General features: G+C 70.8%; 24 protein-coding genes and 2 pseudogenes. 12 read left to right on the top strand and 14 right to left on the bottom strand.

Annotation, left to right across the window (positions count from 1 at the left end; all coding sequences use genetic code 11):
- A pseudogene (locus tag MKK65_RS06700) lies at nucleotides 1-137 on the top strand (porin family protein); the annotation flags it as partial.
- 109 nt (nucleotides 138-246) lie between these two features.
- On the opposite strand, the gene MKK65_RS06695 reads toward MKK65_RS06700, so the two are convergent.
- Nucleotides 247-753 (bottom strand): hypothetical protein, encoded by a 507-nt coding sequence (locus tag MKK65_RS06695; protein WP_058192880.1) that lies wholly within the window; start codon nucleotides 751-753, stop codon nucleotides 247-249.
- A 142-nt stretch (nucleotides 754-895) separates the two neighbouring features.
- Between MKK65_RS06695 and MKK65_RS06690 the strand changes: the two genes are divergently transcribed.
- The 3 genes from MKK65_RS06690 to MKK65_RS06680 all read left to right on the top strand — a co-directional run bounded on the left by MKK65_RS06690 (nucleotide 896) and on the right by MKK65_RS06680 (nucleotide 2908).
- A complete protein-coding gene (locus MKK65_RS06690; protein ID WP_058192879.1) occupies nucleotides 896-1120 on the top strand; it encodes a hypothetical protein in 225 nt (74 codons plus the stop codon).
- Nucleotides 1113-1322: a hypothetical protein gene (locus tag MKK65_RS06685; protein ID WP_243956468.1), complete on the top strand. Its 210-nt coding sequence runs from the start codon at nucleotides 1113-1115 to the stop codon at nucleotides 1320-1322. The genes MKK65_RS06690 and MKK65_RS06685 overlap by 8 nt, the downstream gene beginning before the upstream one ends.
- 194 nt (nucleotides 1323-1516) lie before the next feature.
- The gene (locus tag MKK65_RS06680) at nucleotides 1517-2908 is read left to right on the top strand and encodes an L-serine ammonia-lyase (RefSeq protein ID WP_243956466.1); all 1392 of its coding nucleotides are present in this window, start codon (nucleotides 1517-1519) and stop codon (nucleotides 2906-2908) included.
- 48 nt (nucleotides 2909-2956) lie between these two features.
- Here MKK65_RS06680 and MKK65_RS06675 read toward each other — a convergent pair whose 3' ends face one another.
- From MKK65_RS06675 to MKK65_RS06665, 3 genes are all read right to left on the bottom strand, one after another.
- The gene (locus MKK65_RS06675) at nucleotides 2957-3202 is read right to left on the bottom strand and encodes a hypothetical protein (RefSeq protein WP_058192876.1); all 246 of its coding nucleotides are present in this window, start codon (nucleotides 3200-3202) and stop codon (nucleotides 2957-2959) included.
- Complete coding sequence (locus tag MKK65_RS06670; RefSeq protein ID WP_058192875.1) at nucleotides 3199-3390, bottom strand: hypothetical protein; 192 nt, start codon at nucleotides 3388-3390, stop codon at nucleotides 3199-3201. Before MKK65_RS06670 ends, MKK65_RS06675 begins: the two co-directional genes overlap by 4 nt.
- Before the next feature lie 189 nt (nucleotides 3391-3579).
- The gene (locus MKK65_RS06665) at nucleotides 3580-3783 is read right to left on the bottom strand and encodes a hypothetical protein (RefSeq protein ID WP_058192874.1); all 204 of its coding nucleotides are present in this window, start codon (nucleotides 3781-3783) and stop codon (nucleotides 3580-3582) included.
- A gap of 263 nt (nucleotides 3784-4046) precedes the next feature.
- On the opposite strand from MKK65_RS06665, the gene MKK65_RS06660 reads away from it, so the two are divergent.
- Nucleotides 4047-4433 (top strand): TIGR02300 family protein, encoded by a 387-nt coding sequence (locus tag MKK65_RS06660; RefSeq protein WP_007563119.1) that lies wholly within the window; start codon nucleotides 4047-4049, stop codon nucleotides 4431-4433.
- Between the two features lie 115 nt (nucleotides 4434-4548).
- On the opposite strand, the gene MKK65_RS06655 is transcribed toward MKK65_RS06660, so the two are convergent.
- Nucleotides 4549-4812: a hypothetical protein gene (locus MKK65_RS06655; protein ID WP_058192872.1), complete on the bottom strand. Its 264-nt coding sequence runs from the start codon at nucleotides 4810-4812 to the stop codon at nucleotides 4549-4551.
- A 151-nt stretch (nucleotides 4813-4963) separates the two neighbouring features.
- Between MKK65_RS06655 and MKK65_RS06650 the strand changes: the two genes are divergently transcribed.
- Nucleotides 4964-5404, top strand: a complete 441-nt coding sequence (locus tag MKK65_RS06650; protein ID WP_243956465.1) for a hypothetical protein — start codon at nucleotides 4964-4966, stop codon at nucleotides 5402-5404.
- Between the two features lie 192 nt (nucleotides 5405-5596).
- Here MKK65_RS06650 and MKK65_RS06645 read toward each other — a convergent pair whose 3' ends face one another.
- Entirely contained in the window at nucleotides 5597-5806 is a 210-nt protein-coding gene (locus MKK65_RS06645) for a cold-shock protein (protein ID WP_007563113.1), read from the bottom strand.
- Nucleotides 5807-5930: 124 nt separating this feature from the next.
- Nucleotides 5931-7813 (bottom strand): annotated as a pseudogene (locus tag MKK65_RS06640) (glycosyltransferase family 2 protein).
- A gap of 89 nt (nucleotides 7814-7902) precedes the next feature.
- Here MKK65_RS06640 and MKK65_RS06630 point away from each other — a divergent pair.
- From MKK65_RS06630 to MKK65_RS06615, 4 genes are all read left to right on the top strand, one after another.
- Nucleotides 7903-8799, top strand: a complete 897-nt coding sequence (locus MKK65_RS06630) for a transporter substrate-binding domain-containing protein (protein ID WP_409565374.1) — start codon at nucleotides 7903-7905, stop codon at nucleotides 8797-8799.
- Nucleotides 8800-8867: 68 nt separating this feature from the next.
- Nucleotides 8868-9095, top strand: a complete 228-nt coding sequence (locus MKK65_RS06625) for a hypothetical protein (RefSeq protein WP_058192871.1) — start codon at nucleotides 8868-8870, stop codon at nucleotides 9093-9095.
- A gap of 127 nt (nucleotides 9096-9222) precedes the next feature.
- Nucleotides 9223-10926, top strand: coding sequence for a lysine--tRNA ligase (locus MKK65_RS06620; RefSeq protein ID WP_058192870.1), 1704 nt, complete (start codon nucleotides 9223-9225; stop codon nucleotides 10924-10926).
- Between the two features lie 7 nt (nucleotides 10927-10933).
- On the top strand, nucleotides 10934-11545 hold the full coding sequence (locus tag MKK65_RS06615) for a pyridoxamine 5'-phosphate oxidase family protein (RefSeq protein WP_058192869.1): 612 nt from the start codon (nucleotides 10934-10936) through the stop codon (nucleotides 11543-11545).
- Nucleotides 11546-11574: 29 nt separating this feature from the next.
- On the opposite strand, the gene MKK65_RS06610 is transcribed toward MKK65_RS06615, so the two are convergent.
- From MKK65_RS06610 to MKK65_RS06590, 5 genes are all read right to left on the bottom strand, one after another.
- A complete protein-coding gene (locus MKK65_RS06610; RefSeq protein ID WP_058192868.1) occupies nucleotides 11575-11898 on the bottom strand; it encodes a type II toxin-antitoxin system PemK/MazF family toxin in 324 nt (107 codons plus the stop codon).
- The gene (locus MKK65_RS06605; protein ID WP_058192867.1) at nucleotides 11895-12119 is read right to left on the bottom strand and encodes an antitoxin MazE family protein; all 225 of its coding nucleotides are present in this window, start codon (nucleotides 12117-12119) and stop codon (nucleotides 11895-11897) included. Before MKK65_RS06605 ends, MKK65_RS06610 begins: the two co-directional genes overlap by 4 nt.
- 110 nt (nucleotides 12120-12229) lie before the next feature.
- Nucleotides 12230-13144 carry a transglutaminase N-terminal domain-containing protein gene (locus tag MKK65_RS06600; protein ID WP_058192866.1) on the bottom strand — a complete coding sequence of 305 codons (915 nt, stop codon included), beginning with the start codon at nucleotides 13142-13144 and terminating at the stop codon, nucleotides 12230-12232.
- Nucleotides 13145-13262: 118 nt separating this feature from the next.
- Nucleotides 13263-15803 (bottom strand): circularly permuted type 2 ATP-grasp protein, encoded by a 2541-nt coding sequence (locus tag MKK65_RS06595; protein WP_243956461.1) that lies wholly within the window; start codon nucleotides 15801-15803, stop codon nucleotides 13263-13265.
- A gap of 13 nt (nucleotides 15804-15816) precedes the next feature.
- The gene (locus tag MKK65_RS06590; protein WP_243956460.1) at nucleotides 15817-19095 is read right to left on the bottom strand and encodes a DUF2126 domain-containing protein; all 3279 of its coding nucleotides are present in this window, start codon (nucleotides 19093-19095) and stop codon (nucleotides 15817-15819) included.
- Nucleotides 19096-19320: 225 nt separating this feature from the next.
- Between MKK65_RS06590 and MKK65_RS06585 the strand changes: the two genes are divergently transcribed.
- Nucleotides 19321-20505, top strand: a complete 1185-nt coding sequence (locus MKK65_RS06585; protein ID WP_243956459.1) for a putative zinc-binding metallopeptidase — start codon at nucleotides 19321-19323, stop codon at nucleotides 20503-20505.
- Nucleotides 20506-20781: 276 nt separating this feature from the next.
- On the opposite strand, the gene MKK65_RS06580 is transcribed toward MKK65_RS06585, so the two are convergent.
- Both MKK65_RS06580 and mntR read right to left on the bottom strand, forming a co-directional pair.
- Nucleotides 20782-21297 (bottom strand): hypothetical protein, encoded by a 516-nt coding sequence (locus MKK65_RS06580; RefSeq protein WP_058192862.1) that lies wholly within the window; start codon nucleotides 21295-21297, stop codon nucleotides 20782-20784.
- A gap of 157 nt (nucleotides 21298-21454) precedes the next feature.
- The gene (gene mntR / locus MKK65_RS06575; RefSeq protein WP_058192861.1) at nucleotides 21455-21916 is read right to left on the bottom strand and encodes a manganese-binding transcriptional regulator MntR; all 462 of its coding nucleotides are present in this window, start codon (nucleotides 21914-21916) and stop codon (nucleotides 21455-21457) included.
- A gap of 170 nt (nucleotides 21917-22086) precedes the next feature.
- On the opposite strand from mntR, the gene MKK65_RS06570 reads away from it, so the two are divergent.
- On the top strand, nucleotides 22087-23445 hold the full coding sequence (locus tag MKK65_RS06570) for an Nramp family divalent metal transporter (RefSeq protein WP_243956458.1): 1359 nt from the start codon (nucleotides 22087-22089) through the stop codon (nucleotides 23443-23445).
- The last annotated feature ends 20 nt before the right edge of the window (nucleotides 23446-23465 follow it).

Genomic DNA, 23465 nt, shown 5'->3' with positions numbered 1-23465 from the left:
GCGGCAACCGCAACCAGGGCGCCCTCGTCGTCAACGCCGCCAACCTCGTCCCGGTCGCCTACAGCGCCATCGGTCGCCGCGACGACGAGTTCGCCGTCGTCCGCGCCGGCCTGAACTACAAGTTCGGCTCGTACTAAGACCGAACCGACTCCGCTTGACCTAAGCATCCCCAGCCCGATCAGACTGGCCGCTTAGTCGAGGAGCGTCCCGGGATCACATCCCGGGACGTCTTTCGTAGGGGCCGGCCTAGGCGTGAACCGCACGGGCCAGCTCGGCCTTCGACATCCGCGAGCGACCGGACACGTTCTGCGCCTTGGCCTGACGCATCAGCTCGGCCTTCGTCGGACCGGATGCGTCATCCGCCCGCGCCGCCGCGGCCTTCTTGGCAACGGCCTTGGGCTGCTTCGAGAACTGCTTGCCCTTGCGCGTATCGGCCCGCTTCTTGGCGGTGCTCGCCGCGTATTCCGCATCGGTCAGGCTCTCGCGGGCCGTCTTGGGCAGGTAGCGTTCGCCGGTCTTTCCGCTCTCCGCGGCCGATTTCGTGCCCCATTCCTCCTCGGTCCACTGCTGGAGGTGGTTGTCGGAGCCCTTTTGGCCGGCGTAGCCGCCGCCCGCCTTCTTGTACGCGGCGGTCGCCATCTGCGCCTTGCGGGCCGACCATTGGCCGGGCTTGCCGCCCTTGTCGGATTCCGTGGCCGCCTGCTTGACCGCGTCCCACAGCTTCGGATCGGTCTTTCGGGCGATTCCCGACATCGCTGCGCCTCGAGAAGATAGAATCGGCGTCAACACGACGCCTGCCGTCCTGTTCCTGTGAGGCCCGGTCGCGGCGTGCGACCGAATGGCGGCCGGATACCGAGGGCGTCTCACGCGGTTGCCTCCCAAAGGGAGCCTCCGCATGCCCGACGCGCCGAAGACCGACACGCAGGACCTTGCCAACACCCAGAACCTCGCCAACACCCAAGACCTCGCCAACACCGAGTACGACGCGCAGCGCCGGGCACGGGCGGGAGCCAAGCATCAACCCGGGCCTCCGGCGGCTCCCGAGGAAGCGCCCCGGGCGCCCTCGGACGGGAGCCTGCCGGCCGGCCCGCAGGATGGACAAGGCTCACAGCATGGCTGACGTGCCGACCGACACGCAGGCGCAGCGGATGCCCCCGGGCAAGCCGACGCGGGAGGGGCTCGCCAATGCCCCGCTGGACACCGCCACCGGCACGGTCAAGCCCCAGGATGGCCCGATGGATCGGGCCGGCACCGAGGCGGAGGCGGCGGCCCGGGGCGGCACGCGCCGCGGGGCCGAGAGCGACAAATCCGGCACCCCGTGAACGACGCCCCGGCCGGTCGGCAGCGCCGCCAGTCCGGCGCAAGGAAGCACCGCGACAGACGGTGCTGTGGGCCGGCTCCGCTCCGGGCCGGGCTCCTGTCCAGGCTTGGCGCGTTTCTTCCATCGGGTCCCCGCCGGCCTCGAAACACTGACCGGGGCCCATGACGGGGTCCCGCGGCCGGAACAGGCAGACCGATGTTTCTCAGCGTGTTCGACGTGTTCAAGCCGGGGATCGGCCCCTCCTCGTCCCATACGATGGGGCCGATGACGGCGGCCGCCGACTTCCTGGATTGCCTGCGTCGGCACGAGGCCCGCGCCGCGGCGGCAGCCCTCCGGGTGAGCCTGCACGGCTCGCTGGCCTTCACCGGCCGGGGCCATGCCACCGACCGCGCGGTGGCCCTCGGCCTCCTCGGCTTCCGCCCGGCCGACATCGCCATGGACGAAGCCGAGCGCCGGCTCGAGGCCCTTCAGGCCCAGAAGCGGCTCGCTCCGGCGGACCTGCCAAGCCTCGCCTTCGACCCCGCGACCGCGATCGTGTTTGATTACGGGCCGCCGCTGCCGGGGCACGCGAACGGGCTGGTGATCACCGCCCTGGACGCGGCGGGCACGCCGGTCCTGTCCGAGACCTACTACTCGATCGGCGGCGGCTTCGTGGTGACGGCGGCCCAGCGCGCGGCCGACCTGCCGCCGCCCAGTGCGGCCGCAGATCTGCGGCTGTGGCCCTATCCGTTCGAGACCTCGGCGGCGATGCTGCGCATGGCCCGCGACAGCGGCCTACCGGTGGCCGCGATGAAGCGCGCCAACGAGGTCGTCGGCCGGGCCGAGGCGGAGGTCGATGCGGGCCTCACCCGGATCTGGCAGGCCATGAATGCCTGCATTGAGCGCGGCCTGTCCCGGGAAGGCGAATTGCCGGGCGGTTTGCGGGTCAAGCGCCGGGCCAAGCGCATCCGCGATCAGCTCGACCGGGAGCAGGGCTCGAACATCGCCCAGCCGCACGTCATGACGGACTGGCTCAGCGTCTACGCCATGGCGGTCAACGAGGAGAACGCCGCCGGCGGACAGGTCGTGACCGCCCCGACCAACGGCGCCGCCGGCGTCATCCCGGCGGTGATCCGGTACTACACCGACCATTGCACCGGGGCCGATCCGGCACGGATCCCGGAATTCCTGCTGACCGCCGCGGCGATCGGCGGGCTGATCAAGCACAACGCCTCGATCTCAGGGGCGGAGGCCGGCTGCCAGGGGGAGGTCGGCTCGGCCAGCGCCATGGCGGCCGCCGGTCTCTGCGCTGTCCTCGGCGGGACGCCGGCCCAGGTCGAGAACGCCGCCGAGATCGCCCTGGAGCATCACCTGGGCATGACCTGCGACCCCGTCGCCGGCCTGGTGCAGGTGCCCTGCATCGAGCGCAACGGGATCGGGGCCACCAAGGCGGTGGCGGCGGCCTCGCTCGCGTTGCGGGGCGACGGCTCGCATTTCATGCCGCTGGACAATTGTATCGCGGCGATGCGCCAGACCGGCGAGGAGATGAGCGCCAAGTACAAGGAGACGAGCTTGGCCGGGCTCGCGGTCAACCTCCCGGAATGCTGAGGCCGGATCGCGCCTGGCGAAGCGGGGGGAGGGCAACCGCCCGCCGGCTCAGGACTTGAGGTCGGCCGTCACGCGCGCGGCCTTGCGCGCCGCGCCGTCGGGGTCCGCCACCAGAGCCAGGAGGTCGGCCTCGGTCAGAGATTGCCCGTCCGGCCCGGTGATGGTGATGCTGTCATGGCCCGCGGCCTGGAAGTCGGCGAGCTTCTTGAGCGCCCATTCCGGCGTCGGACAATTGTACGTGGCGGTGCCATGCGGTTTCCGTGCCCGCACGACGAAGGGCGGCGGGGCGGTCATTCGAGCTCGATGCCCGCGGCGCCGAGGATCACGCGCTGTTTCAGGATGGCGATGCGGTGGGTGCGGATCGTGTGCTCGATCTGCGTGACCCCCGGATCGCCGGTGGCGTGCAGGAGGGCGAGCGCATCGGACAACGCCGCGATGGCGAACTCGTCCAACAGGATGTTGAATGCGAGCCGTTCGCGCAACGTCGAACAGGAGCAGTCAGGCTGGTCTTTCCGCTGCGACATGTTCGACAACGAGCGGGACCGCCGTTGGTTCTAGCCGCGGCCGCCGATGGCTGATCCGACGGCCGCGCATGTCGAGCCTTGCGCCGAAATCGCTCCTGATTCGGCGTGGCGCGTCACGGATCGTGACGTCGCCGGCGCAGGTCGGATTCAGCGACGGCCGCCGTCGGCGCCGGGCTTCATCGCCCGCTCGATCGCCTCCATGGCGCTCTCGAACGCCTTCGCCTCGCTGCGGTGCGGACGATCGGATCGCTCGATCAGCTTGCCGCTCCGGCGGATGGCCCATTGGAAATGGCCCTCCGGCTTGGCAATGGGGGAGACCTCGATGGAGTAGGGGTGTGGTACGTCTGACATAAGTGCCCTATGCCAGCCTTGCCGCGCGGATGCCAGTCATCTGCGGACATTCCGCGGCGCAATCTGTCATAGGCTGGGGGCGACGCACCGGCGCGGCACCACGGCCGGGGCATCCGGACAGGCGTGTCCGAACAATCTCTGCCCCGGCGGCGGGCCCTTTCGATCCTTTCGGCAGGGGCAGGCCACCCGGCGCCGTCCTGTGCTACACACCGTCGAAACCACGCCGGCAATCCGGCATCGAACACGTTCTAAGGAGAGTTGCAGTGGCGCGTCCGGACCTTGGTACAAAGCGGATCTGCCCGACGACGGGGAAGAAGTTCTACGACCTCAACAAGGATCCGGTCGTCTCCCCCTACTCGGGCGAGGTCGTCCCGACCGCCGTCGCGACGTCGTTCGGCCGGGCGGCCCCGCCCGTCGTGGCCCGCAAGGAGGCGCCGGCCGACGAGGAGGACGAGGCCGAGGGCCCCGAGCTCGTGTCGCTCGACGAGGTCGAGGCCGAGGAAGCCGACAAGGATACCGATACCGAGGGCGATGACGCCCTGGACATCGAGGATGACGGCGAGACGGTCGAGGACGACACGCTCGTGGTCGACGAGGACGACGAGAACACCGCCGATCTCGTGGAAGTCAACGACGACGACGACGAGTAAGAGCCTCTCACAGAACGCCCTCTGCGCCGTCTCGTGCAGAGGGGGGACGCCCGGTGATCGGGCGTTCTGTGAGGTGTTCCAAGGACGCCTGCCCGCGATGACGCCGCCAGAGGCGTCATCGCACCGTGGGGCGTGCCATGAGCAGGGCCGATCGCACGGCCATGCGGCGGGACGGCGCGTCGGCCTCGGCATCGACCAGCGTGGCGGGGGCGAAGGCATGCGCCGCCACGGCCGCGGCCAGGTCGAGGATGTGATCCGGCCCGATCGCGTGGTTCTGCGTGGTGGGTTCGGCGAGATAGGCGTCGACCGCGCACCTGACCTCCTCGATCGCGATGCGTTCCTCGGATACGAGGTCCCAGAGCGTGGCGTTCTCGGGCATCGATCGGGTTCTTCACCGCGGGCGACGAGCTGCAACACCGTAACACCCCGGGCCGGCATGCCCGCGCGCCCCGTGCGCGTCGGCTCTCCACAGGATCAGCGATGACCTCCGCGATTGCGGCTTCGACCTCCGCGATTGCGGCCTCCCGCGCGTGACGGCCTCTCGCGCCGCCGGCGGTCTCGTCCCCGGCCGATCCTGCGGATCCTGCACGGCCTGCTGCCGAATCCTGGAGATCAAGGCGCTCGACAAGCCGGCGGGCGTCCTGTGCCGGCACAGCACCGGCCGGTCCTGCGGGATCTACCCGGAGCGGCCCGAGGCCTGCGCCCAGTGGCACTGTCTCTGGCGCCGCATCGCGGCCCTGCCGGATGCCCTGAGGCCCGACCGATCCGGCGTGGTCTTTGGGCTGGAACGGCGCCCTCCCGGCGCGGGCGCATCCGAGGGCGCCTGCATCGTCGGTCGAGCGCTGGACGGCGCGCAGGCCTTCGAGCGTTGGGAGGCGATCGAGGCCTTCGCGATGTTCGTCCGGGAGGGCTCGTTGCCGGTCTGGAAGGCGTATGACCGCCATGCGACCCTGATGAGCCCGGACCCATAGGGCCCGGCCTCTCCGGGACACGCCGGACGTGATGCGCCCCCCGCTGCCCGATCCGATTACGGACCAGCGGGAGGTCGTCGAGTTCACCGGCGCGAGCCGATACGCAACATGGCTCGCGGGACCGATGGTAGCCGGCTCCGGTTAGCCAAAGCGCGAGCCAGCGCCCACGCTTCGGTCCCGGATCGGGAAAGCTCAGTCGGCCTTCAGGTTGGCCGCGCTCTCCTTGCCGCTGCGCCGATCGGCCTCGACGTCGTAGGAGATCTTCTGTCCCTCGATCAGGTTGCGCATCCCTGCGCGCTCGACAGCCGAGATGTGGACAAACACGTCCTTGCCGCCATCATCGGGCTGGATGAAGCCGTAGCCCTTGGTCTCGTTGAACCACTTCACGGTACCGGTAGCCATAGAGTTGTCCTAGTCGTCTTCGGCTCGCCAAAGCGACGTGCCGCATGGGCCGAACGAGCCGGCTTGGCCGACTGTTCCCAAAGTTCCGCACGCCCGCAACGGCCGGGCCGTCCGATTCCACATCTCAGAGCCCCCGCCGGTGCAGCCGGCCGCTGCGCGATGTGCGCGACAGACCGTGCGGGGTCTTGTTCCAGCGCACCGGGGCGCGGACCAACTCGATGAGGGCGAGCCAGGCGGCCAGGCTGACCAGCAGGAAGTAGACTGGCACCCAGGGCGCCGCCTGCGCGAGATCGCCCCAGCCGCGCCGGACGCAGCCGACCAGGGCCGGCAGGACCATGGCGGCGAATCCCACCCCGAACAGGGTGATGGCGACCCCGGCGGCGAGGTTGTCCGGGAAGTTCGGGGCGACCGGGATCTCCAGGACCAGGTAGCGCCAGGCGGCGTAGGTGAGGCAGACGGGGTAGGCCAGCGCCGAAGCCACCGTGCCGGGCACCAGCGCGATCGCGCAGAGCGCCTCCAGGGTGCCGAGGCGACGGGCATTGGCCAGAGGGCGGCGCCCATGGGCGAGGCTGGTCTGCATCAGGCCCTTCAGCCAGCGGGTGCGCTGGGCCAGCCAGGGACCCAGCCGCGCCGGCGCCTCCTCGATCGTCGCGCTCGGCAGGTCGCCCACAGCGTAGCCCGCCAGGGCGAGCCGCATCCCGAGATCGGCATCCTCGGTGACGTTCCACGGGTCCCAGCCGTGGAGCGCACGCAATATCCGGGTGCGCAGGTGCATCGAGGGGCCGCCGAGGGGCACCGGCATGTCGAGACGTGCGAGCGCCGGGTTTAGCACGTCGAACAGGCCCGCATATTCCAGCGCGAAGGCCCGGGCCAGACGGGAATCGTCGGCATTGTCGATCACGAGCCGGCCCTGCAGGCAGGCGGTGCGCTCGGGCAGACGCGCGAAGAGGGAGGCGGACAACCGCAACTGCCCGGGATCGGGAACGTCCTCCGCGTCGTAGACCGTGAGCAGGGCGCCGCGGGCCAGGGGCAGGGCCGCATTGAGCGCCCGCGGCTTGGTGCGGGGCATCCCCGGCGGCACCGTGATGACCGCGAACCGGGCGGGGAGGGCGATCCGCGCCAGCGCCGCCGCGGTCTCCGGGTCGTCCGCCTCGATCAGGAGCTTGATGTCGAGCTTGGCCGCCGGGTAGTCGAGCGCCGCAAGCCCCTGGATCAGGCGCGGCACCACCGCGGCCTCGCGGTGCAGGGCGACCAGTACCGTGTAGATCGGCAGCTCGGCCTCGGCGAGCAGATCCACCGGCTCGGCGGTCACCGGGGCTGCGATGACCGGCGCGGCCAGCCGGAACGTCGTCATCACCAGGAACAGGACCTGCCCCGCCAGGGTCAGCGTACGGGCGAGGGCCGGCGGCAGCATCGCGAACAGGCAGAGGGCCGCGATCGATCCGAGCACCAGGAGCAGCAACCACCGGCTCGCGGGCTCGTGCGGCACGGCCCGCTCGGGCATGTGCCGTCGCAGATCCTGCGCGGCGTAATCCGCCACCGCCCCGGGGATCGCGGCGAAACCGCCCCGGGGATCGCGGCGAACACCGCCTCGCGCAGATGCGTCGGGCTGGTGATCGCGGGCATCGCGACATGGGACGGTCCGTCGAGGAGTTCGGCGATCAGCCGGCCGCGCGGCGCCAGCACGGTGGGCGCGACGGATCCGAGGGCGAGGGGCGCGAGGCCGGCGACCAAGCTGTCGGGAAAGCGCAGGCCCGGGCCGAACGGGATCGGCCCGTCGAGAAACGGGGCGCCGAGGCGCCGGGCCAGGGCGCGGTAATAGGCCGTCTCGTCCATCAGCCCGGCATTCAGCAGCGCGGTCGCCGCGTCGGTCCCGGCGCCGGCGGCGTCGCGGGCGGCCCGGGCGAGCAGGCGGGGGTCGATTCCCTCGGCGCGCAGGAAGGCGATCTCCGGCGGCAGGGAGATCGGCCGGGAGATCGGGGCCGTGGGCAGGCGCTGCATCGACACGCCGACGCTCTCCCGGTGGCCCCAGGACGTGGTAGGAGAGGGGCGTGAGCCAGACCCTGTCCCCGCCCTCCGAGAGGAGCATCGCCGCAATCCCACCGTCAAGGTCGGGGGGACATCGAACACGCTCGTGGCTCGCATGGGCCGTGCTCGCCGCCCTCGCCTGGGACGGATCGCTCGCCTGCGCGGCGGCGCCCGTGGGGCCGCAGGCCGCGACCCCCACCGTGACGGTCCCCGATTTCTGGAACCCGCGCAGCCGCGGCGAGCGGGTCGAGGCGCCCCAGACCGGCCGGGCGGTCCGGTTCCTGACCGATGACGAGTTCCCGCCGCTGCACTTCGCCGGCCCCGACGGCAACCCGACCGGCTTCGCGGTCGAGCTCGCCCGCGCCGTCTGCGAGAAGCTGACGATCACCTGCACGGTGCAGGCGCGCCGGTTCGATACCCTGCTGGACGCCCTGGACAGCCGGCAGGGCGACGTGATCGCGGCCGCGATCCCGCTGACCGCGCCCCTGCGCGAGAAGTTCCTGGCGACGCGGCCGTATTTCCGCTGGCCGGCGCGCTTCGCGGCCCGCACCGACAAGGGCCTGCCGGTCCCCTCGGCCGCGGCGCTGGCCGGCCGCAGCGTCGGGGTGATGGGCGGCAGCGCGCACGCCGCCTACCTCAAGGCCTTCTTCCCGAAGGCCGTCCCGAAGGAATTCCTCGACCTCGCGGCCGCCGAGGGCGCGCTCAAGCGCGGCGAGATCGACTACCTGTTCGCCGACGGCCTCAACCTTGCCCTCTATGTCGGCGGCCAGGAGGCGGAGACTTGCTGCGCCCTGATCGGCGGCGACTATCTGGAGAACCGCTATTTCGGCGAGGGCATCGGGCTGATCACCCGCCAGGAGGATGCGGCGCTGTCCCGGGCGCTGGACGACGCGCTCCAGCGGGTCTGGGACGACGGGAAATACACCGAGCTGTACCTGCGGTTCTTCCCGGTGAGCCCGTTCTAAGGGGCTTTCTTCCCGCCAGCGAATCGGGGATCCTGCACGGCGCCGGGTCTCCCCGACAGGATCGAGGCATGACGGACCTTCTCGACAAGGCGGTGGCCAGGGCGCGGGACCTCGCTCCCGACCTTCAGGATGAGATCGCCCGTCTGATGCTGGCCTTCGTCAATGAGGACGCGCCCCTCTACCAGTTCACCCCGGAAGAGGAGGCGGAACTCGACGAATCCGTGGCCGCAGCCGCGCGGGGTGATTTCGCGAGCGATGCCGAGGTGCGCGCCATCTGGGCCCAATATGGCCCGTGAGGCTGCGCTAAACCCAATCAGCCTGCCCCGAACGCCCCCGGGACACCGGATTGCGCCCACGGGCGTTCCGCTGGGGCTCGAACCGCTCTAGGGTGCGCGCTCCCAGCGTTCCGTCACCCACGAAATCATGCCCGCCGCACCTGCCCTGACCCTTGACCCCGACCTGATCGAGGCGGCCGCCACGGCCGCCGCCTGGCCCTTCGAGGAGGCGCGCAAGCTCGTCGCGCGGCTGGAGAAATCCGGCAAGACCGAAGTGCTGTTCGAGACCGGCTACGGGCCGTCGGGGCTGCCGCATATCGGCACCTTCGGGGAGGTCGCCCGCACCTCCATGGTCCGCCACGCCTTTCGGGTGCTGACCCGGGACGCCGTGCCGACCCGGCTGCTCGCCTTCTCGGACGACATGGACGGGCTGCGCAAGGTCCCGGACAACGTGCCGAACCGCGAGATGCTGGCCGCCCATCTCGGCAAGCCGCTCTCGCGCATCCCGGATCCGTTCTCGAACGAATACCCCTCCTTCGGCGCGGCCAACAACGCCCGGCTGCGCGCCTTCCTGGACAGCTTCGGCTTTGACTACGAGTTCGCCTCCGCCACCGACTACTACACGTCGGGCCGGTTCGACGCGGCGCTGCTGCGCGTGCTGGAGCGCTACGACGCCGTGATGGAGATCATGCTGCCGTCGCTGCGCGCCGAGCGCTCGGCCTCCTACTCGCCGTTCCTGCCGCTCCACCCGGTCACCGGCCACGTCATGCAGGTGCCGATCGACGAGGTGCGGGTCGAGACCGGCACCCTGATCTGGCGCGACCCCGCCACGGGCGAGCGCTACGAGACCCCGGTGACCGGCGGCCATGCCAAGCTGCAATGGAAGCCCGACTGGGCGATGCGCTGGGTCGCGCTGGGCGTCGATTACGAGATGGCCGGCAAGGACCTGATCGATTCGGTCAAGCTGTCGGGCAAGATCGCCCGGGCGCTCGGCGGCGAGCCGCCGGAGGGCTTCAACTACGAGCTGTTCCTCGACGAGAAGGGCCAAAAGATCTCGAAGTCGAAGGGCAACGGCCTGACCATCGACGAGTGGCTGAAGTACGGCACGCGGGAATCCCTGGGCCTATTCATGTACAACAAGCCCCGCGAGGCCAAGCGCCTGTTCTTCGACGTGATCCCGCGGCACGTGGACGAGTATATCGGCTTCCTCGACCGCTATGCCGGCCAGGACGCGAAGCTGCGCCTCGGCAACCCGGTCTGGCACCTGCATGCCGGCAACCCGCCGGAGCCCGAGCGGGTCGAGGGCGCGAGCCTGACCTTCGCGATGCTGCTCAACCTCGCCGCGGTGGCCAACACCGAGGACCCGGCGGTGCTGTGGGGCTTCATCCGCCGCTACGCGCCGCAGACCGGGCCGGAGACCCATCCGGGCCTCGACCGGCTGGTGGTCCACGCCCTGAAGTATTTTTCCGACTTCGTGCGCCCGGCCAAGACCTACCGGGAGCCCTCGTCCGAGGAGCGGGCGGCCCTCGGGGACCTGTCGGAGACGCTGGCCGCGCATGCCGGCTCCACCGACCCGGAGGCCCTGCAGGCGGCGGTCTACGAGGTCGGGCGGCGGCATTTCCCCGATACGTCCGGCAAGGCCAAGAGCCCGGACGGACGGCCCGGCGTGTCGCAGGCCTGGTTCACGAGCCTGTACAACGTGCTGTTCGGCGAGGCGCGGGGGCCGCGCTTCGGCTCCTTCGTCGCCCTCTACGGGGTGGCGGAGACCCGGGCGCTGATCGAAGCCGCTCTGTCGGGCGCCCTGGTGGCCGAGCATGCCGCCTTCACGGCCGGCGCGGCCAAGGTCGCGTGAGGTCGCGATGATCGTCGAGACCGAAGCGCAGCTGGAGGCGCTCTACGCCGCGTCCCTGGCCCCAGCCTCCGTGGTCAAGGTCACGGCGGTGATCACGCCGGATTACGCGGCGCTGATCGCCGCATCGCCCTTCGCGGTGCTGGCCACATCCGGCCCCGAGGGGCTCGATTGCAGCCCGCGGGGCGACCGGCCGGGCTTCGTCCGGGTCGCCGACCCGCGCAGGCTGATCCTGCCCGACCGGCGCGGCAACAACCGGATCGATTCCCTCCGCAACGTCGTGCGCGACCCGCGGGTGGCGCTGCTGTTCCTGATCCCGGGCTCGGGCACGACCTTCCGGGTGAACGGGACGGCGGTGATCTCGGCCGATCCGGACCTCCTGGACTCGTTCCGGGTGGACGGCCACGCGCCGCGCACGGCCCTCGTGATCACGGTCGAGGCCGCGTATTTCCAATGCGCCCGGGCGATCATCCGGTCCCGGCTGTGGGAGCCCGAGGCCCGGGTCGATCTGGCGGAGCTGCCGAGCCCCGGGGCGATCCTGGCCGCCCTCACCGCGGGGGAGGTCGGCGGCCAGACCTACGACGCGGAATGGCCAGCCCGGGCCGCCAAGACGATGTGGTGAGAGCCGGCGGCCGATCCGGTCGCCAAAAACTACGCCAGACCGAGAAACAGCGCGAGGGAGCGCGTCACCGCCAGCAGGGTCGCGTCATCAAGGCGGCCGATCGGCGGCCCGACCTTCTCCCGCCGCACCGACATGCCCTTGTCGATCTGGATCTGAGACGGCTTGTTCAGGCCGTTCCCCAGCGTGGGCTGCACGGTCAACTGGATCAGCGGTGCGTCCACCAGCGTCGCCGACAGCAGGAGGACCGTCACAGTGCCGGTCTCAGCGAATGCGTCGGACTGGATCACGAGGGCCGGACGCGGTCTCCCGAAATCGCCCGCCATGGCGACGGTAACGAGATCGCCGCGCCTCACGTCTCGTCCGGGTCGTCGAGATCCGCGAGGGCGGTGTCGAGGATGGCGTTCAGCTCAGGGTCGGAGGCATCGGCTGCCGCCACCAGCAGCGATTGCCGCCGGCACTCCTCGGCAAAACCCGGCCGGCTCGTGTCCGGCACCCAGATCTGCACAGGCCGGAGCCCCGCCGCGCGCAAGGCGTCCCGACGCTTCCGAACGCGCTCGGCGATGGACGTAACCATCGATGCCCCCATCCGTTACATGTAACAGATTGGGAGACAGAACGGGAAACGTCAAGGCGAAGCGGGCAGCCCGGACACGTCGCCATCACGGGACCCGGCCGGGCGTGGTTTCACCCCACCAGGGCGAGGCCGGGCTGGGAAAAATCCTGCGTCTCGGTCTCGGGGATGACGTCGACCTCGACCTTGAGGCGCTGCTTGCCCGACCCGCTGACGATGCCGTCCACCGGCGCCACGTCGCCGTAATCGCGGCCCCGGGCCACCACGATGTGGTCGTCCCGCACCGGCACGCCGTTGGTCGGGTCGAGGCCGAGCCAGCCCTCGCCGCACCAGACCGCCACCCAGGCGTGGCTCGCATCCGCCCCGCGCAGGCGCGGCCGGCCGGGGGGCGGCACGGTCCTCAGGTAGCCGCTGACATAGGCCGCCGGCAGGCCCATGCCGCGCAGGCCGGCGATCATCACATGGGCGAAGTCCTGGCAGACCCCGGCCCGCAGCGCGAAGGATTCGGCGAGCGGCGTGCGCACGTTCGTGGCCTTGGCATCGAACCGGAAATCGGCGCCGATGCGCAGCATCAGGTCGTGGGCCGCCCCGTAGGCGCTGCGGCCGGGCGAAAAGCTCGCCCGGGCATACTCGGTTACGTCGGGGACGAGGGGCACCCGGCCGCTCGGGAACAGGAAATGGACCGGCGCCCGGCCGCCGAGATCGCGCGAGGCCACCACGGCGTCGCGGACCCGCTCCCAGGACTGGCCGGCTTCCGCCTCCGGCGGGGTGCGGCGCTCAACCCGCACGGTCGACAGCGCCTCGACGCTGAAGGTGGTGTGGGGGGTATCCAGGGTGATCGCCACGGCCTCGATCCCGAAATAGTCGCGCCGCATCACCGCGGTCGTGGGGCTCGGGTCGATGGTCACGGCGCTCGCCAGGACGCTCTGGCCCTCGCCGTCCTGCGGCTTGAGCCGCAGCGAGCAGCGGGCGAAGCGCACCGGCTTGCCGTAGCGGTAGGTGGTGCGGTGGCGCAGCGTGTAGATCATCCCGGCGGCCGCGCGATTCTGCCTCTGTCGCACACATCATAGGCCGAAAGGGTCACCGGTTTTGCGGCGATCCTGACGCAGGAACAGGAATCCAGGCCGGATTGCGCGGCGCCCATCATCACGCCAGGCCCGTCAGCTTTTCCGGGCGCAGGGCGTTCGGCCCGGCCGGGAAGTAGCGGACCGCGATGCCGTCGGCGAGGCGTTCGAGGTCGGTCTCCAGGGCGGTGAGGCGCACGGCGTCGAAATCGGCGGCCTCGCCGCTGCGCAGCTCCGCCAGGATCCGGGAGGCGATGCGGCGGTGCGGCTCCGGGATGCCGTCGGCCGACAGCGCCGGCAGGTCGTCGAGGTGCCGGGCGATCGCCTCTGCCTGGAAGGCGATCGAGCGCGGGTTGTAGGGATCGAGCAGGACCATGTCGCGCACGGGGTCGAGGGCCGCGCCCTGCATGTAGCGCCGGCCGTAGCTGATCTGCGAATCGCACAGCGACAGCATCACCCCGAGGCAGCCCGGGGTCGCCTCGTCGTTGGCGAAGGAGAGCGCGAAGGTGCAGATGTTGATCGCCCGCTCGACGCGCCGGCCGAGCTCGACGAAGTGCCAGCCCTCCGCCCGGCTCATGTTCTCGTGGGTGAGGCCGGACAGGGCGGCCAGCTGGCTCAGCGCCCGCTCGGCGCGGCCGGCGAGCTGCGATTCGGTGAAGGTCCGCTCGGTGTCGAGGGACACGCTCTCGATCAGGTCGGCGAGCACCCGCCAGGTCTCGCCGGAGAGGCGGGCGCGCAGCGCGGCGGCGTTGCGCCGGGCCGAGACTATGTGGGCGCGGGCCGAGCCCGAGCGCTCGCGCCCGGTGAGCGCTTCCTGGGCGAGCCGGGCGGTGGGCAGGTCGGTGGCGCCGATGGCGCCCCATTCGTAGAGGATCGCCCGCAGGGCCAGGGCGGCCGGGGTGTCGAGGGCTCCCGAGATGTCGGCCCCGACCGCGTCGCCGACGCTGCGCAGATGAGCCAGGACCAGGCGGATCACCGCCTCGGTGCGCTCGAGATAGCGGCCGAGCCAGAACAGGCCGTCGGCCGCCCGGGAGGGCAGGTGGCCGCCGACCCGGCGCACCCGCGGGGCCGCGTGGGAGCCGATCAGCGGTGCCTCGACCGGGTTCTCGGACAGCACCCACAGATCGGCCGAGCGGATGCCGAGCCGCATCTCGATCGGGTCGACATCCTCGCGCTCCGAGACCCGGCAGAAGCCGCCCGGCATCACCTGCCAGCCGGACGGGGTGCGGGCGGCGAAGACGCGCACCACGAAGGGGCGGGGCACCAGGACGAGGCCGCCATCCTCGCCGCGCTCCCAGCCGGGCATGGTCGAGAGCGGCGCGGCCTCCTGGGCGACGTAGTCGAACGGCCGGTCGCGCAGAGCGGCGACGACCCGCGCCCGCTCCGCCGCCAGGGCCTGGGGGGCCAGCATCGCGTCGCGCCCCGCCCCGCGCTGGGGCGTGGCGGCCGGGCGCAGGATCAGGCTGTCGAGGTTCGCCTGCGCATGGGCCAGGCCTTCGAGATCGCCGCACCACCAGGCCCGCGGATGCCCAAGCCGCAGAGGCTCGCCCAGCAGCCGGCGGGCGATGCCGTCGAGATAGGGCGCGAGCGCCGCGGACTCGACCAGCCCCGAGCCCGGCATGTTGGCCATCACCAGGGAGCCGTTGCGCAGGGCCTCGATCACGCCGGGCACGCCCAGCCGCGAGGCCGGGTTGAGCTCGAGGGGGTCGAGATAGTCGGCGTCGATCCGGCGCCACAGGGCGTCGGCCCGCTTGAGCCCCGAGACGGTGCGCACGTGCAGGGCACCATCCCGCATGACCAGGTCGTCGCCCTCGACCAGCATCAGGCCGAGATAGCGGGCGAGCGCCGCCTGTTCGACATAGGTGCTGCTGTAGGGGCCGGAGGTCAGCAGGCAGATGCGCGGGTCGGAGCGCTCGGCCCCGAGGGCCAGGCCTTCGCGGAACGCCTGGAAGAAGGCCGGCAGGCGCTCGACATGGAGGTCCTGGAAGAAGTCCGGGAAGGTCCGAGCCAGGACCATGCGGTTCTCCAGCGCCCAGCCGAGGCCCGAGGGCGCCTGCGTCCGGTCGGCCAGGACCTGCCAGCGCCCGTCCGGCCCCCGGCCGAGATCGGCGGCGTATAGCTTCAGGTAGTGGCCGCCGGGGGGCGCGACCCCGTGCAGGGTGTGGAGGAATTCGGGCGTCCCGGCCATGATCGCGGCGGGCAGCAGTCCATCCGCGACCAGCCGGCCCTCGCCGTAGGCATCGGCGAGGATCGCCTCCATCAGCTCGGCGCGCTGGATGATGCCCGCGCTGAGATCGCGCCACTCGGCGCCCTCGACCACCAGGGGCAGGCAGCCCAGCGGCCACGGATGCTCGCGCTGGTCGCCCGAGATGCGGAAGGAGATGCCGGCATCGCGGATATGCCGCTCCGCCGAGACGAAGCGGGCTAGGATCTCCGGTTCGGTGAGCGCGCCGAGATGGTCGAGGAGGCGCGGCCACGCCCCCCGCGGGGCGCCGTCGGGTCCCAGGAACTCGTCCGGCCGGCCGGAGGCGGCGCGATAGCCCGCGGTCCAGCGCGCGACGCGCTCCCGCGGGCTCTCGACCGCCTCGGCCCGGGCGGCGCCGGATGCGAGCGCCGCCTCCATTACCAGGCCCCGGTCATGTCGGAGCCGGCGTGCGCAGGTCGAGGGTCAGCGGGAACTCGGCGCTCGTCTCCGCGCGGGGCATCTCGATCCGGCCCGGCGTGTGGCCCAGGGGCTCGAAGCGGGCGAGGCGGCGCCCCTCCGCCTCGTAGGCGTTGACCGGGTGGGTCTCGTAGTTCCGGCCGCCCGGATGGGCGACGTGGTAGCGGCAGCCGCCGAGCGAGCGCCCGCTCCAGACATCGAGGATGTCGAAGGTCAGCGGCGAGTGGGCGGGAATCGTCGGGTGCAGCGACGAGGCCGGCTGCCACGCCTTGAAGCGCAGGCCGGCCACGGCCTCGCCGGCGCGGCCGGTGCCGGTCATGGGCAGCCGGCGGCCGTTGCAGGCGATGACGTGCCGCTCGGGCACGAAGCCCTCGACCTTGACCTGAAGCCGCTCGACCGAGCTGTCGACGAAGCGCACGGTGCCCCCGCTCGTCCCTTCCTCGCCCATCACGTGCCAGGGCTCCAGCGCCTGGCGCAGTTCCATCCGGACCCCGCCCTGCTCGACCACGCCGAAGACCGGGAAGCGGAACTGGGCCTGCGCCTCGAAGGCGACCGGGTCGAAGGCGTAGCCTGCCGCCCCGAGATCCTCCAGCACCCCGAGGAAGTCGGCCCAGAGGAAATGCGGCAGCATGAAGCGATCGTGGAGCGTCGTGCCCCAGCGGACACAACCGCCGGTCTGCGGCTCGCGCCACAGCCACGCCACCAGGGCCCGCAGCAGCAATTGCTGCGCGAGGCTCATGCGGGCATCCGGCGGCATCTCGAAGGCGCGGAATTCCAGGAGGCCGAGCCGCCCGGTCGGCCCGTCCGGCGAGTACAGCTTGTCGATGCAGATCTCGGCCCGGTGGGTGTTGCCGGTGACGTCCACCAGGATGTTGCGGAACACCCGGTCGACCAGCCAGCGCGGGATGTTGGGGGCGTCGGCGGCCGGGATCTGGGCGAGCGCGATCTCCAGCTCGTAGAGCCCGTCATGGCGGGCCTCGTCCATGCGCGGGGCCTGGCTGGTCGGGCCGATATAGAGGCCGGAGAACAGGTACGAGAGCGCCGGGTGGCGCTGCCAGTAGAGCACCAGGCTCTTGAGCAGGTCGGGCCGGCGCAGGAACGGCGAATCGTCCGGCGTGACGCCGCCCATGACCACGTGGTTGCCGCCGCCGGTGCCGGTATGGCGCCCGTCGACCATGAACTTTTCCGCGCCGAGCCGGGTCTGCCGGGCCTCGCCGTAGAGGTCGGTGGTGATCGCCACCGCCTCGCGCCAGGAGGCGGCCGGGTGGACGTTGACCTCGATCACGCCGGGATCGGGAGTGACCTTGATCAGGCCGATGCGCGCATCGTAGGGCGGCTCGTAGCCCTCGATATGGATCGGCAGCTTCAGCTCGGCGGCCGCCGCCTCGAGATGGGCGGCGAGTTCGAGATACTCGTCGGCGCGCTGGGTCGGGGGCATGAACACCCGCACGATCCCGTCCCGGGGCTCGATGGCGAGCGCGGTGCGCACCGCGACGCCGGTGATGCCGGCGCCGTTGACGACGGTCTTGGCCATCGGGTCGTCGGGAAGAGGCCCGCGGGATTCCAGCGGGTCCTGCGGCTGGTAATAGGGATAGTGCTCCGGCGGCACGTAGGGCAGGGACGACAGGGGCAGCCGGAAGCCGAGGGGCGAATCGCCCGGCACCAGGAAGGCCTGGCCCCGGCGGAACGCCCACTTCTCCGAGATCCAGACCCGGTCGGCATCGCCGTCCTTGCCGGTGGGCAGGCTCGCCAGCGGCAGGACGTAGCCCGCCGGCTCGCCGAGACCGCGGGCGTAGACGCGCCGGATCCGGGCGTCGAACTCCACCGAGCCGGACTTGGCGGCGGCCGGCGTGACGTTGACCGGCAGGTCCGCGGCCTTCTTCTCCCAGAGCTCGCCGTCCTCGAAGGCCGGGAAGACGTAGTCGGACAGGCCGAGCCGGCGGGCCAGCGCGTCGGCCAGCGCCTGAGCCTGGGCGATGGTGGCGGTACCGCCGGCCCCTTCACCCACCTCCGGGGCGATGAGGCCGGAATCCTTCCAGATCGGCTTGCCGTCCTTGCGCCAGTACAGGGCGAAGGCCCAGCGCGGTAGGCTCTCGCCCGGGTACCACTTGCCCTGGCCGTAATGCAGCAGGCCGCCCGGGCCGAACCGGTCGCGCAGGCGCCGGATCAGCGTGTCGGCGAGCCGCCGCTTGGTCGGGCCGACCGCGGCGATGTTCCATTCCGGCGCCTCGAAATCGTCCACCGACACGAAGGTCGGCTCGCCGCCCATGGTCAGCCGGACGTCCTGGGCCACGAGGTCGGCATCGACCCGCTCGCCCAGCGCATCCATGGCCGACCAGACCTCCTCGGAATACGGCTTGGTGATCCGCGGCGTCTCGGCGACCCGGGTGATCCGCATCTCGAAGCCGAACTCGGTCTTGGCCGGCTCGGCGGCCCCCGAGATCGGCGCGGCCGAACGGTAATGCGGGGTCGCGGCGAGCGGGATGTGGCCCTCGCCGGTGAGCAGCCCGGAGGTCGCGTCCATGCCGATCCAGCCGGCGCCCGGCAGGTAGACCTCGGCCCAGGCGTGCAGGTCGGTGAAGTCCGCCGACGCGCCGGCCGGGCCGTCGACCGCGGTGGTGTCGGGCACCAACTGGATCAGGTAGCCGGAGACGAAGCGGGCGGCGAGGCCGATCCGGCGCAGCACCTGCACGAGCAGCCAGGCCGAATCCCGGCAGGAGCCGCTCTTGAGCCGCAGCGTCTCGGCCGGCGTCTGAACCCCCGGCTCCATGCGCACGCCGTAGGCGATCTCGCGTGCGATCATGCCGTTGAGCGCCACCAGGAACAGGACCGTGCTCGGCTCCTCGGGCAGCCGGGCGAGCAGCGCCTCGATCTCCGGCCCGTCCGCGTCCACGGGCACCAGATAGGGGGCCAGTTCCTCCGACAGGTCGGGCTCGTACGCGAAGGTCCGGACCTGGGCATAATCCTCCACGAAGAAGTCGAACGGGTTGATCACCGCCATCTCGGCGGTGAGGTCGACCTCGATCTTCAGCTCGTCGGTCTTCTCCGGGAAGACCAGGCGGGCGAGCCAGTTGCCGCTCGGATCCTGCTGCCAGTTCAGGAAGTGGTTGGCGGGCGTCACCGTCAGCGCGTAGGCTGGCACCTTTGTGCGCGCGTGCGGGGCCGGGCGCAGGCGCACCACCTGGGGACCGAGGCTGATCGGCCGGTCGTAGCGGTAATGCGTGACATGGTGCAGGGCGGCTTTGATCGACACGATGGCTCCGTCTGAAGATCGAATGCGGTCTCGTAGCCGATGCTGGGCGCTGCAACGGGTCGATCGTCCCGGGTCCCAGCATGGTTATGTGCCAAGGATGGGGTCACAAGCAATTTCCGTGCGGCACCCGCTGCCTCCGTGGTTCGCCGCCGACCTTGGCCGGAACTTTGCCGGTCGCGCTTATTTGATCGAGAGGTGGGTCGGTTGCCGACCCGGGACCGCGCGATGAAGCTCTTCCAGTGCCAAGCCTGCGACCAGCCGGTCACCTTCGAGGCGACCGCCTGCGAGAGCTGCGCGCGCCGGTTGGGCTATGTCTGCGCGGCGCATGAGGTCTCGGCCCTGGAGCCCGTGGGCCTGTCGACCCATCCGGCGATGGGCGGGGCCCAGACGTTCCACGCCTACGCGGATTCCGGCCGGCGCTACCGCTATTGCAACAACGCCCTCTCGGGGGCCTGCAACTGGCTGGTGGCGGAGGACAGTCCCGACATCTTCTGTACCGCCTGCCGGCACAACCGGGTGGTGCCGGACCTGTCGCAAGCCTGGAACCTCACCCGCTGGCGCCAGATCGAGGCGGCCAAGCGCCGGCTGTTCTACTCGCTGCTGCGCCTCGAACTGCCCCTGGCGACCCGGGCTCAGTACACCGACGGGCTGGCCTTCGATTTCCTGGTCGATCCGTCGGAGAGCTTTTCGTACGGGACGCCGGTGCTCACGGGCCACATCAACGGCCTGATCACCATGAACATCGCCGAGGCCGACGATGTCGAGCGCGAGCGGCGCCGGATCCTGTTCGGCGAGCATTACCGGACCCTGCTCGGCCATTTCCGGCACGAGATCGGGCATTACTTCTGGTACCTGTTGGTGATGAACGGGCCGACCTTGGGCGCGTTCCGGTCGCTGTTCGGCGACGAGAGCCTGAACTACGTCCGGGCCCTGCAGGATCACTACGCCCACGGCGCCCCGGCCGACTGGGAGGATTCCTACGTCTCGGCCTACGCCACCGCCCATCCGTGGGAGGATTTCGCCGAGACCTTCGCGCACTACCTGCACATCGTCGATACGGTGGAGACCGCCTCGACCTTCGAGCTGCACGTGCGCCCGCGCCTGCGCAACGCGATGTCGGCGCCCACGGTGATCGACTTCGACCCCTACGACACCCAGGATCTCGACCGGCTGATCGAGGCGTGGCTGCCGCTCACCTATGCGATCAACTCCCTGTCCCACAGCATGGGCCAGCCGGCGCTCTACCCGTTCAAGCTGACCCCGACGGTGATCGCCAAGCTCGCCTTCGTGCACGAGCGAATCTACGCCTCCCGCTCCGGCACCCTGCCGGATCCCGGCGAGGCGGGGGCGGAGATGCTGCGCGCGGTGATTTTGGGGCTGCGCCAGAAGGTGGCGGCGCCGACCGTGTGACGCGCTCGACGGACGGTCGGTCGAAATGTCAGCGCCGGACTCGCTTCGCGGGCGGCGGGGGTACTTGACCGTCCGGCCGACCGTGAACTTCTGGCGTCCCCGCAAGCACGTCCCTCGCCGCTGGGGCCAACCAGGGGAGATCGGCCGCCATGAAGGCAGCCGCTGCCTGCTCGATGTCAGGCAGGCGACGATGCGCCTGCCTGAGAGGACGGCCGTGGGTCACTTCGCGGCTGGTCACCGTCGGTTCCGTCACAGGCGCGGCTTTCGGCACTGAGATCACCTCCGGACCATATGATGAGAGCCTGCCAGATCGGGCGCAAGCGCAAAGCCTTGCCTTTTGTACAAGGGGATAAGGTCCGGGTCGACGTGATGAAGCCGAAGCTCCGGCACAACGATCAGCTGCCGGTAGGCTTCCGCCATAGTCAGGACGATCTCAATCACCCGCCCTTTGAGCGGATGCGTCGGATCCGGATTGCCTTCAAGGAAATCCAAGGCAACGAACCTGTCTTGGTTCACCGCACCGATCGCCAACCCACACAACGTCTCGTCGTACCAGATCGCAGCATTGAAGCACTTCGGATGGTTGTTCTGGAAACCGGCCGACAGCGCGGCCCAGTCCCAATCCACCGGTCGGCCCGGGTGTGCGAGCCAGGTTTCCGTGAACGCTGATCGCGCTACGCTCGCGATGATTTCACAGCGTATGTCGGGGCCGAGGCCCGACTTGGCCACGGCCAGCACGCCGGCAAGCGTCAGGCGTTTCGCGTGGGCGGATCTGGCCACAGGGCGTCGCATCAGGTGCCCTCAGTCACCCCTCATCGATCCTGCTAAGCGCGATCGGCTCATCCCACCCTGCCCCGATCGCCCGCGGCACGTGCGACTTCGGAGGCCGAGCCCGCATGGCGCATCCGATGATTCTCCGTCCCCCGGACGCAATGCGCCCGGTCGCCGATCACGTCTCCTGCCGGCTGTCCACGAAGGCGCGGAACGCCGCCAGGGTCTCGGCGCTGACATGGTGCTCGATCCCCTCGGCATCCCGCCGGGCGGTCTCGGGGCTGACGCCCAGGGTGCACAGGAAGCGCTCGACGATGCGGTGGCGCTCGCGCGCCTGGGTGGCGAGCCGGCGGCCGGCCTCGGTCAGGAACACGCCGCGATAGGGCCGCTGCTGGACGAAGCCGTCCTCGCACAGGCGCTTGAGCATCTTGGCGACGGTGGGCTGGGCCACGCCGAGGCGCGCGGCGATGTCGACCTGGCGGGCCTCGCCGCCGTCGCCGATCAGGTCGTCGATAAGCTCGACATAGTCCTCGACGAGCTCAGAGCGCCGTGCCTCGCGGGCCTGACGGAAGCTCTCCACATGCCGCTCGGGATCGACCAGCACGGTCTCGGGGGCGCTCGGCTCGGACGGTTCCTGCATCGGCTCTCTCTTTCGCCGCCCCCCGGCGCCGCCCGGACCTGTCTAGCAAGATCCGCCCCGGCATGGGGAGTCCCGCGACGCACGTGCGCCCCCCCTGAAATGCCCTCTTGAAACCCGTGGCCGTTGCTCTGAATATAGCCCAAGCTATATCTTTGAGAAAAGGGTGAGGCATGGCAACGCCGGATGCGGCGACGATCCCCGGGGAGCGGATGCCCGACGGATCGACCCCCAAAGGGTCTGCGCCAGGGCGGATGAGCCGGCGCACCGAACAGGCGATCCGCGACACCCTCGACGGCCGGCCGGGAGGCCGATTCCGGTTCCTGCTGTTTGCCGGGCCTGCCGTGACGGCGTCGATCGCCTACATGGACCCCGGCAATTTCGCCACCAACATCCAGGCCGGTGCCCGCTACGGCTACGGCCTGCTCTGGGTGGTGCTGCTCGCCAATCTCACGGCGATGCTGTTCCAGGCGCTCTCGGCCAAGCTCGGGATCGTCACCGGCAAGAACCTCGCCGAGCATTTTCGCGATACCGTTCCCCGGAGCGGTCGGTTCGCGGCCTGGGGCATCAGCGAGGTCGCCGCCATGGCCACCGACCTCGCGGAGTTTTTGGGCGGCGCGATCGGGCTGTCGCTGCTCACCGGCATGCCGCTGATGGCCGGCATGGCGATCACCGCGATCGTCACCTACGCGATCCTGCTGCTGGAGAACGAAGGCTTCCGGCCGCTGGAGATCGCGATCGGCGTCATGGTCGGCACGATCGGCCTCTGCTACGCGGTCGAGCTCGCCATCGCGCCGGTGGCCTGGGCGGAGGCCGCCAAAGGCCTCGTCACCCCGAAAATCCCGGACGCGCAGGCGCTGACCATCGCGGTCGGGATCATCGGCGCCACCGTGATGCCGCACGCGCTGTTCCTGCATTCGGGACTGACCCAGGGGCGGGGCAGCCCCCGGACCGATTCCGACCGGCGCCTGCTGGTGCGCTACTCGAACCGCGAGGTGGTGGTCGCGCTGCTGCTGGCCGGCCTCGTCAATATCGCGATGGTGATCATGGCGGCGGCGGCCTTCCATGCCGGCCACAGCGCGGTCGCCGAGATCGACCAGGCCTACCGCACCCTGACCCCGCTGCTCGGTCCGGCGGCCGGGGCCGCGTTCCTGGTGTCGCTGCTCGCCTCCGGGATCTCCTCCTCGGTGGTGGGGACGCTCGCCGGCCAGATGGTGATGCAGGGCTTCACCGGCTGGCATATCCCGCTCCTCGTCCGCCGGCTGGTGACCATGCTGCCGGCCTTCGTCGTGGTCGCGATCGGCGTCGATCCGACCCGGGCGCTGGTCCTGTCCCAAGTGGTGCTGTCGCTCGCCCTGCCGGTGCCGATGGTGGGCCTGGTGGTGTTCACCCGCCGCCGCAGCGTGATGGGGGCCTTCGCCAACGGCCCGCTGACCCAGGCGCTGGCGATCGCCGGGGCGGCCGTGGTGCTCGGCCTCAACATGGTGCTTCTGGCCGCCGCCTTCGGGCTGCCGGTCCCGGGACTGGAGTAGAGCCGCCCCCCCCTCCTTAC

The organism is Methylobacterium sp. J-001, from assembly GCF_022829565.1.
Lineage (GTDB): Bacteria > Pseudomonadota > Alphaproteobacteria > Rhizobiales > Beijerinckiaceae > Methylobacterium.
Note: the sequence above shows the minus strand (reverse complement) of the source record. Positions and strands in the feature narration are given on the sequence as shown.

Bases quoted from the DNA above. Each gene is read 5' to 3' on its own strand.
- MKK65_RS06695 (WP_058192880.1), bottom strand. From the start codon at position 753: ATGTCGGGAATCGCCCGAAAGACCGATCCGAAGCTGTGGGACGCGGTC.
- MKK65_RS06690 (WP_058192879.1), top strand. From the start codon at position 896: ATGCCCGACGCGCCGAAGACCGACACGCAGGACCTTGCCAACACCCAG.
- MKK65_RS06685 (WP_243956468.1), top strand. From the start codon at position 1,113: ATGGCTGACGTGCCGACCGACACGCAGGCGCAGCGGATGCCCCCGGGC.
- MKK65_RS06680 (WP_243956466.1), top strand. From the start codon at position 1,517: ATGTTTCTCAGCGTGTTCGACGTGTTCAAGCCGGGGATCGGCCCCTCC.
- MKK65_RS06675 (WP_058192876.1), bottom strand. From the start codon at position 3,202: ATGACCGCCCCGCCGCCCTTCGTCGTGCGGGCACGGAAACCGCATGGC.
- MKK65_RS06665 (WP_058192874.1), bottom strand. From the start codon at position 3,783: ATGTCAGACGTACCACACCCCTACTCCATCGAGGTCTCCCCCATTGCC.
- MKK65_RS06655 (WP_058192872.1), bottom strand. From the start codon at position 4,812: ATGCCCGAGAACGCCACGCTCTGGGACCTCGTATCCGAGGAACGCATC.
- MKK65_RS06645 (WP_007563113.1), bottom strand. From the start codon at position 5,806: ATGGCTACCGGTACCGTGAAGTGGTTCAACGAGACCAAGGGCTACGGC.
- MKK65_RS06625 (WP_058192871.1), top strand. From the start codon at position 8,868: ATGACGGACCTTCTCGACAAGGCGGTGGCCAGGGCGCGGGACCTCGCT.
- MKK65_RS06620 (WP_058192870.1), top strand. From the start codon at position 9,223: ATGCCCGCCGCACCTGCCCTGACCCTTGACCCCGACCTGATCGAGGCG.
- MKK65_RS06615 (WP_058192869.1), top strand. From the start codon at position 10,934: ATGATCGTCGAGACCGAAGCGCAGCTGGAGGCGCTCTACGCCGCGTCC.
- MKK65_RS06605 (WP_058192867.1), bottom strand. From the start codon at position 12,119: ATGGTTACGTCCATCGCCGAGCGCGTTCGGAAGCGTCGGGACGCCTTG.
- MKK65_RS06600 (WP_058192866.1), bottom strand. From the start codon at position 13,144: ATGATCTACACGCTGCGCCACCGCACCACCTACCGCTACGGCAAGCCG.
- MKK65_RS06595 (WP_243956461.1), bottom strand. From the start codon at position 15,803: ATGGAGGCGGCGCTCGCATCCGGCGCCGCCCGGGCCGAGGCGGTCGAG.
- MKK65_RS06585 (WP_243956459.1), top strand. From the start codon at position 19,321: ATGAAGCTCTTCCAGTGCCAAGCCTGCGACCAGCCGGTCACCTTCGAG.
- MKK65_RS06580 (WP_058192862.1), bottom strand. From the start codon at position 21,297: ATGCGACGCCCTGTGGCCAGATCCGCCCACGCGAAACGCCTGACGCTT.
- mntR (WP_058192861.1), bottom strand. From the start codon at position 21,916: ATGCAGGAACCGTCCGAGCCGAGCGCCCCCGAGACCGTGCTGGTCGAT.
- MKK65_RS06570 (WP_243956458.1), top strand. From the start codon at position 22,087: ATGGCAACGCCGGATGCGGCGACGATCCCCGGGGAGCGGATGCCCGAC.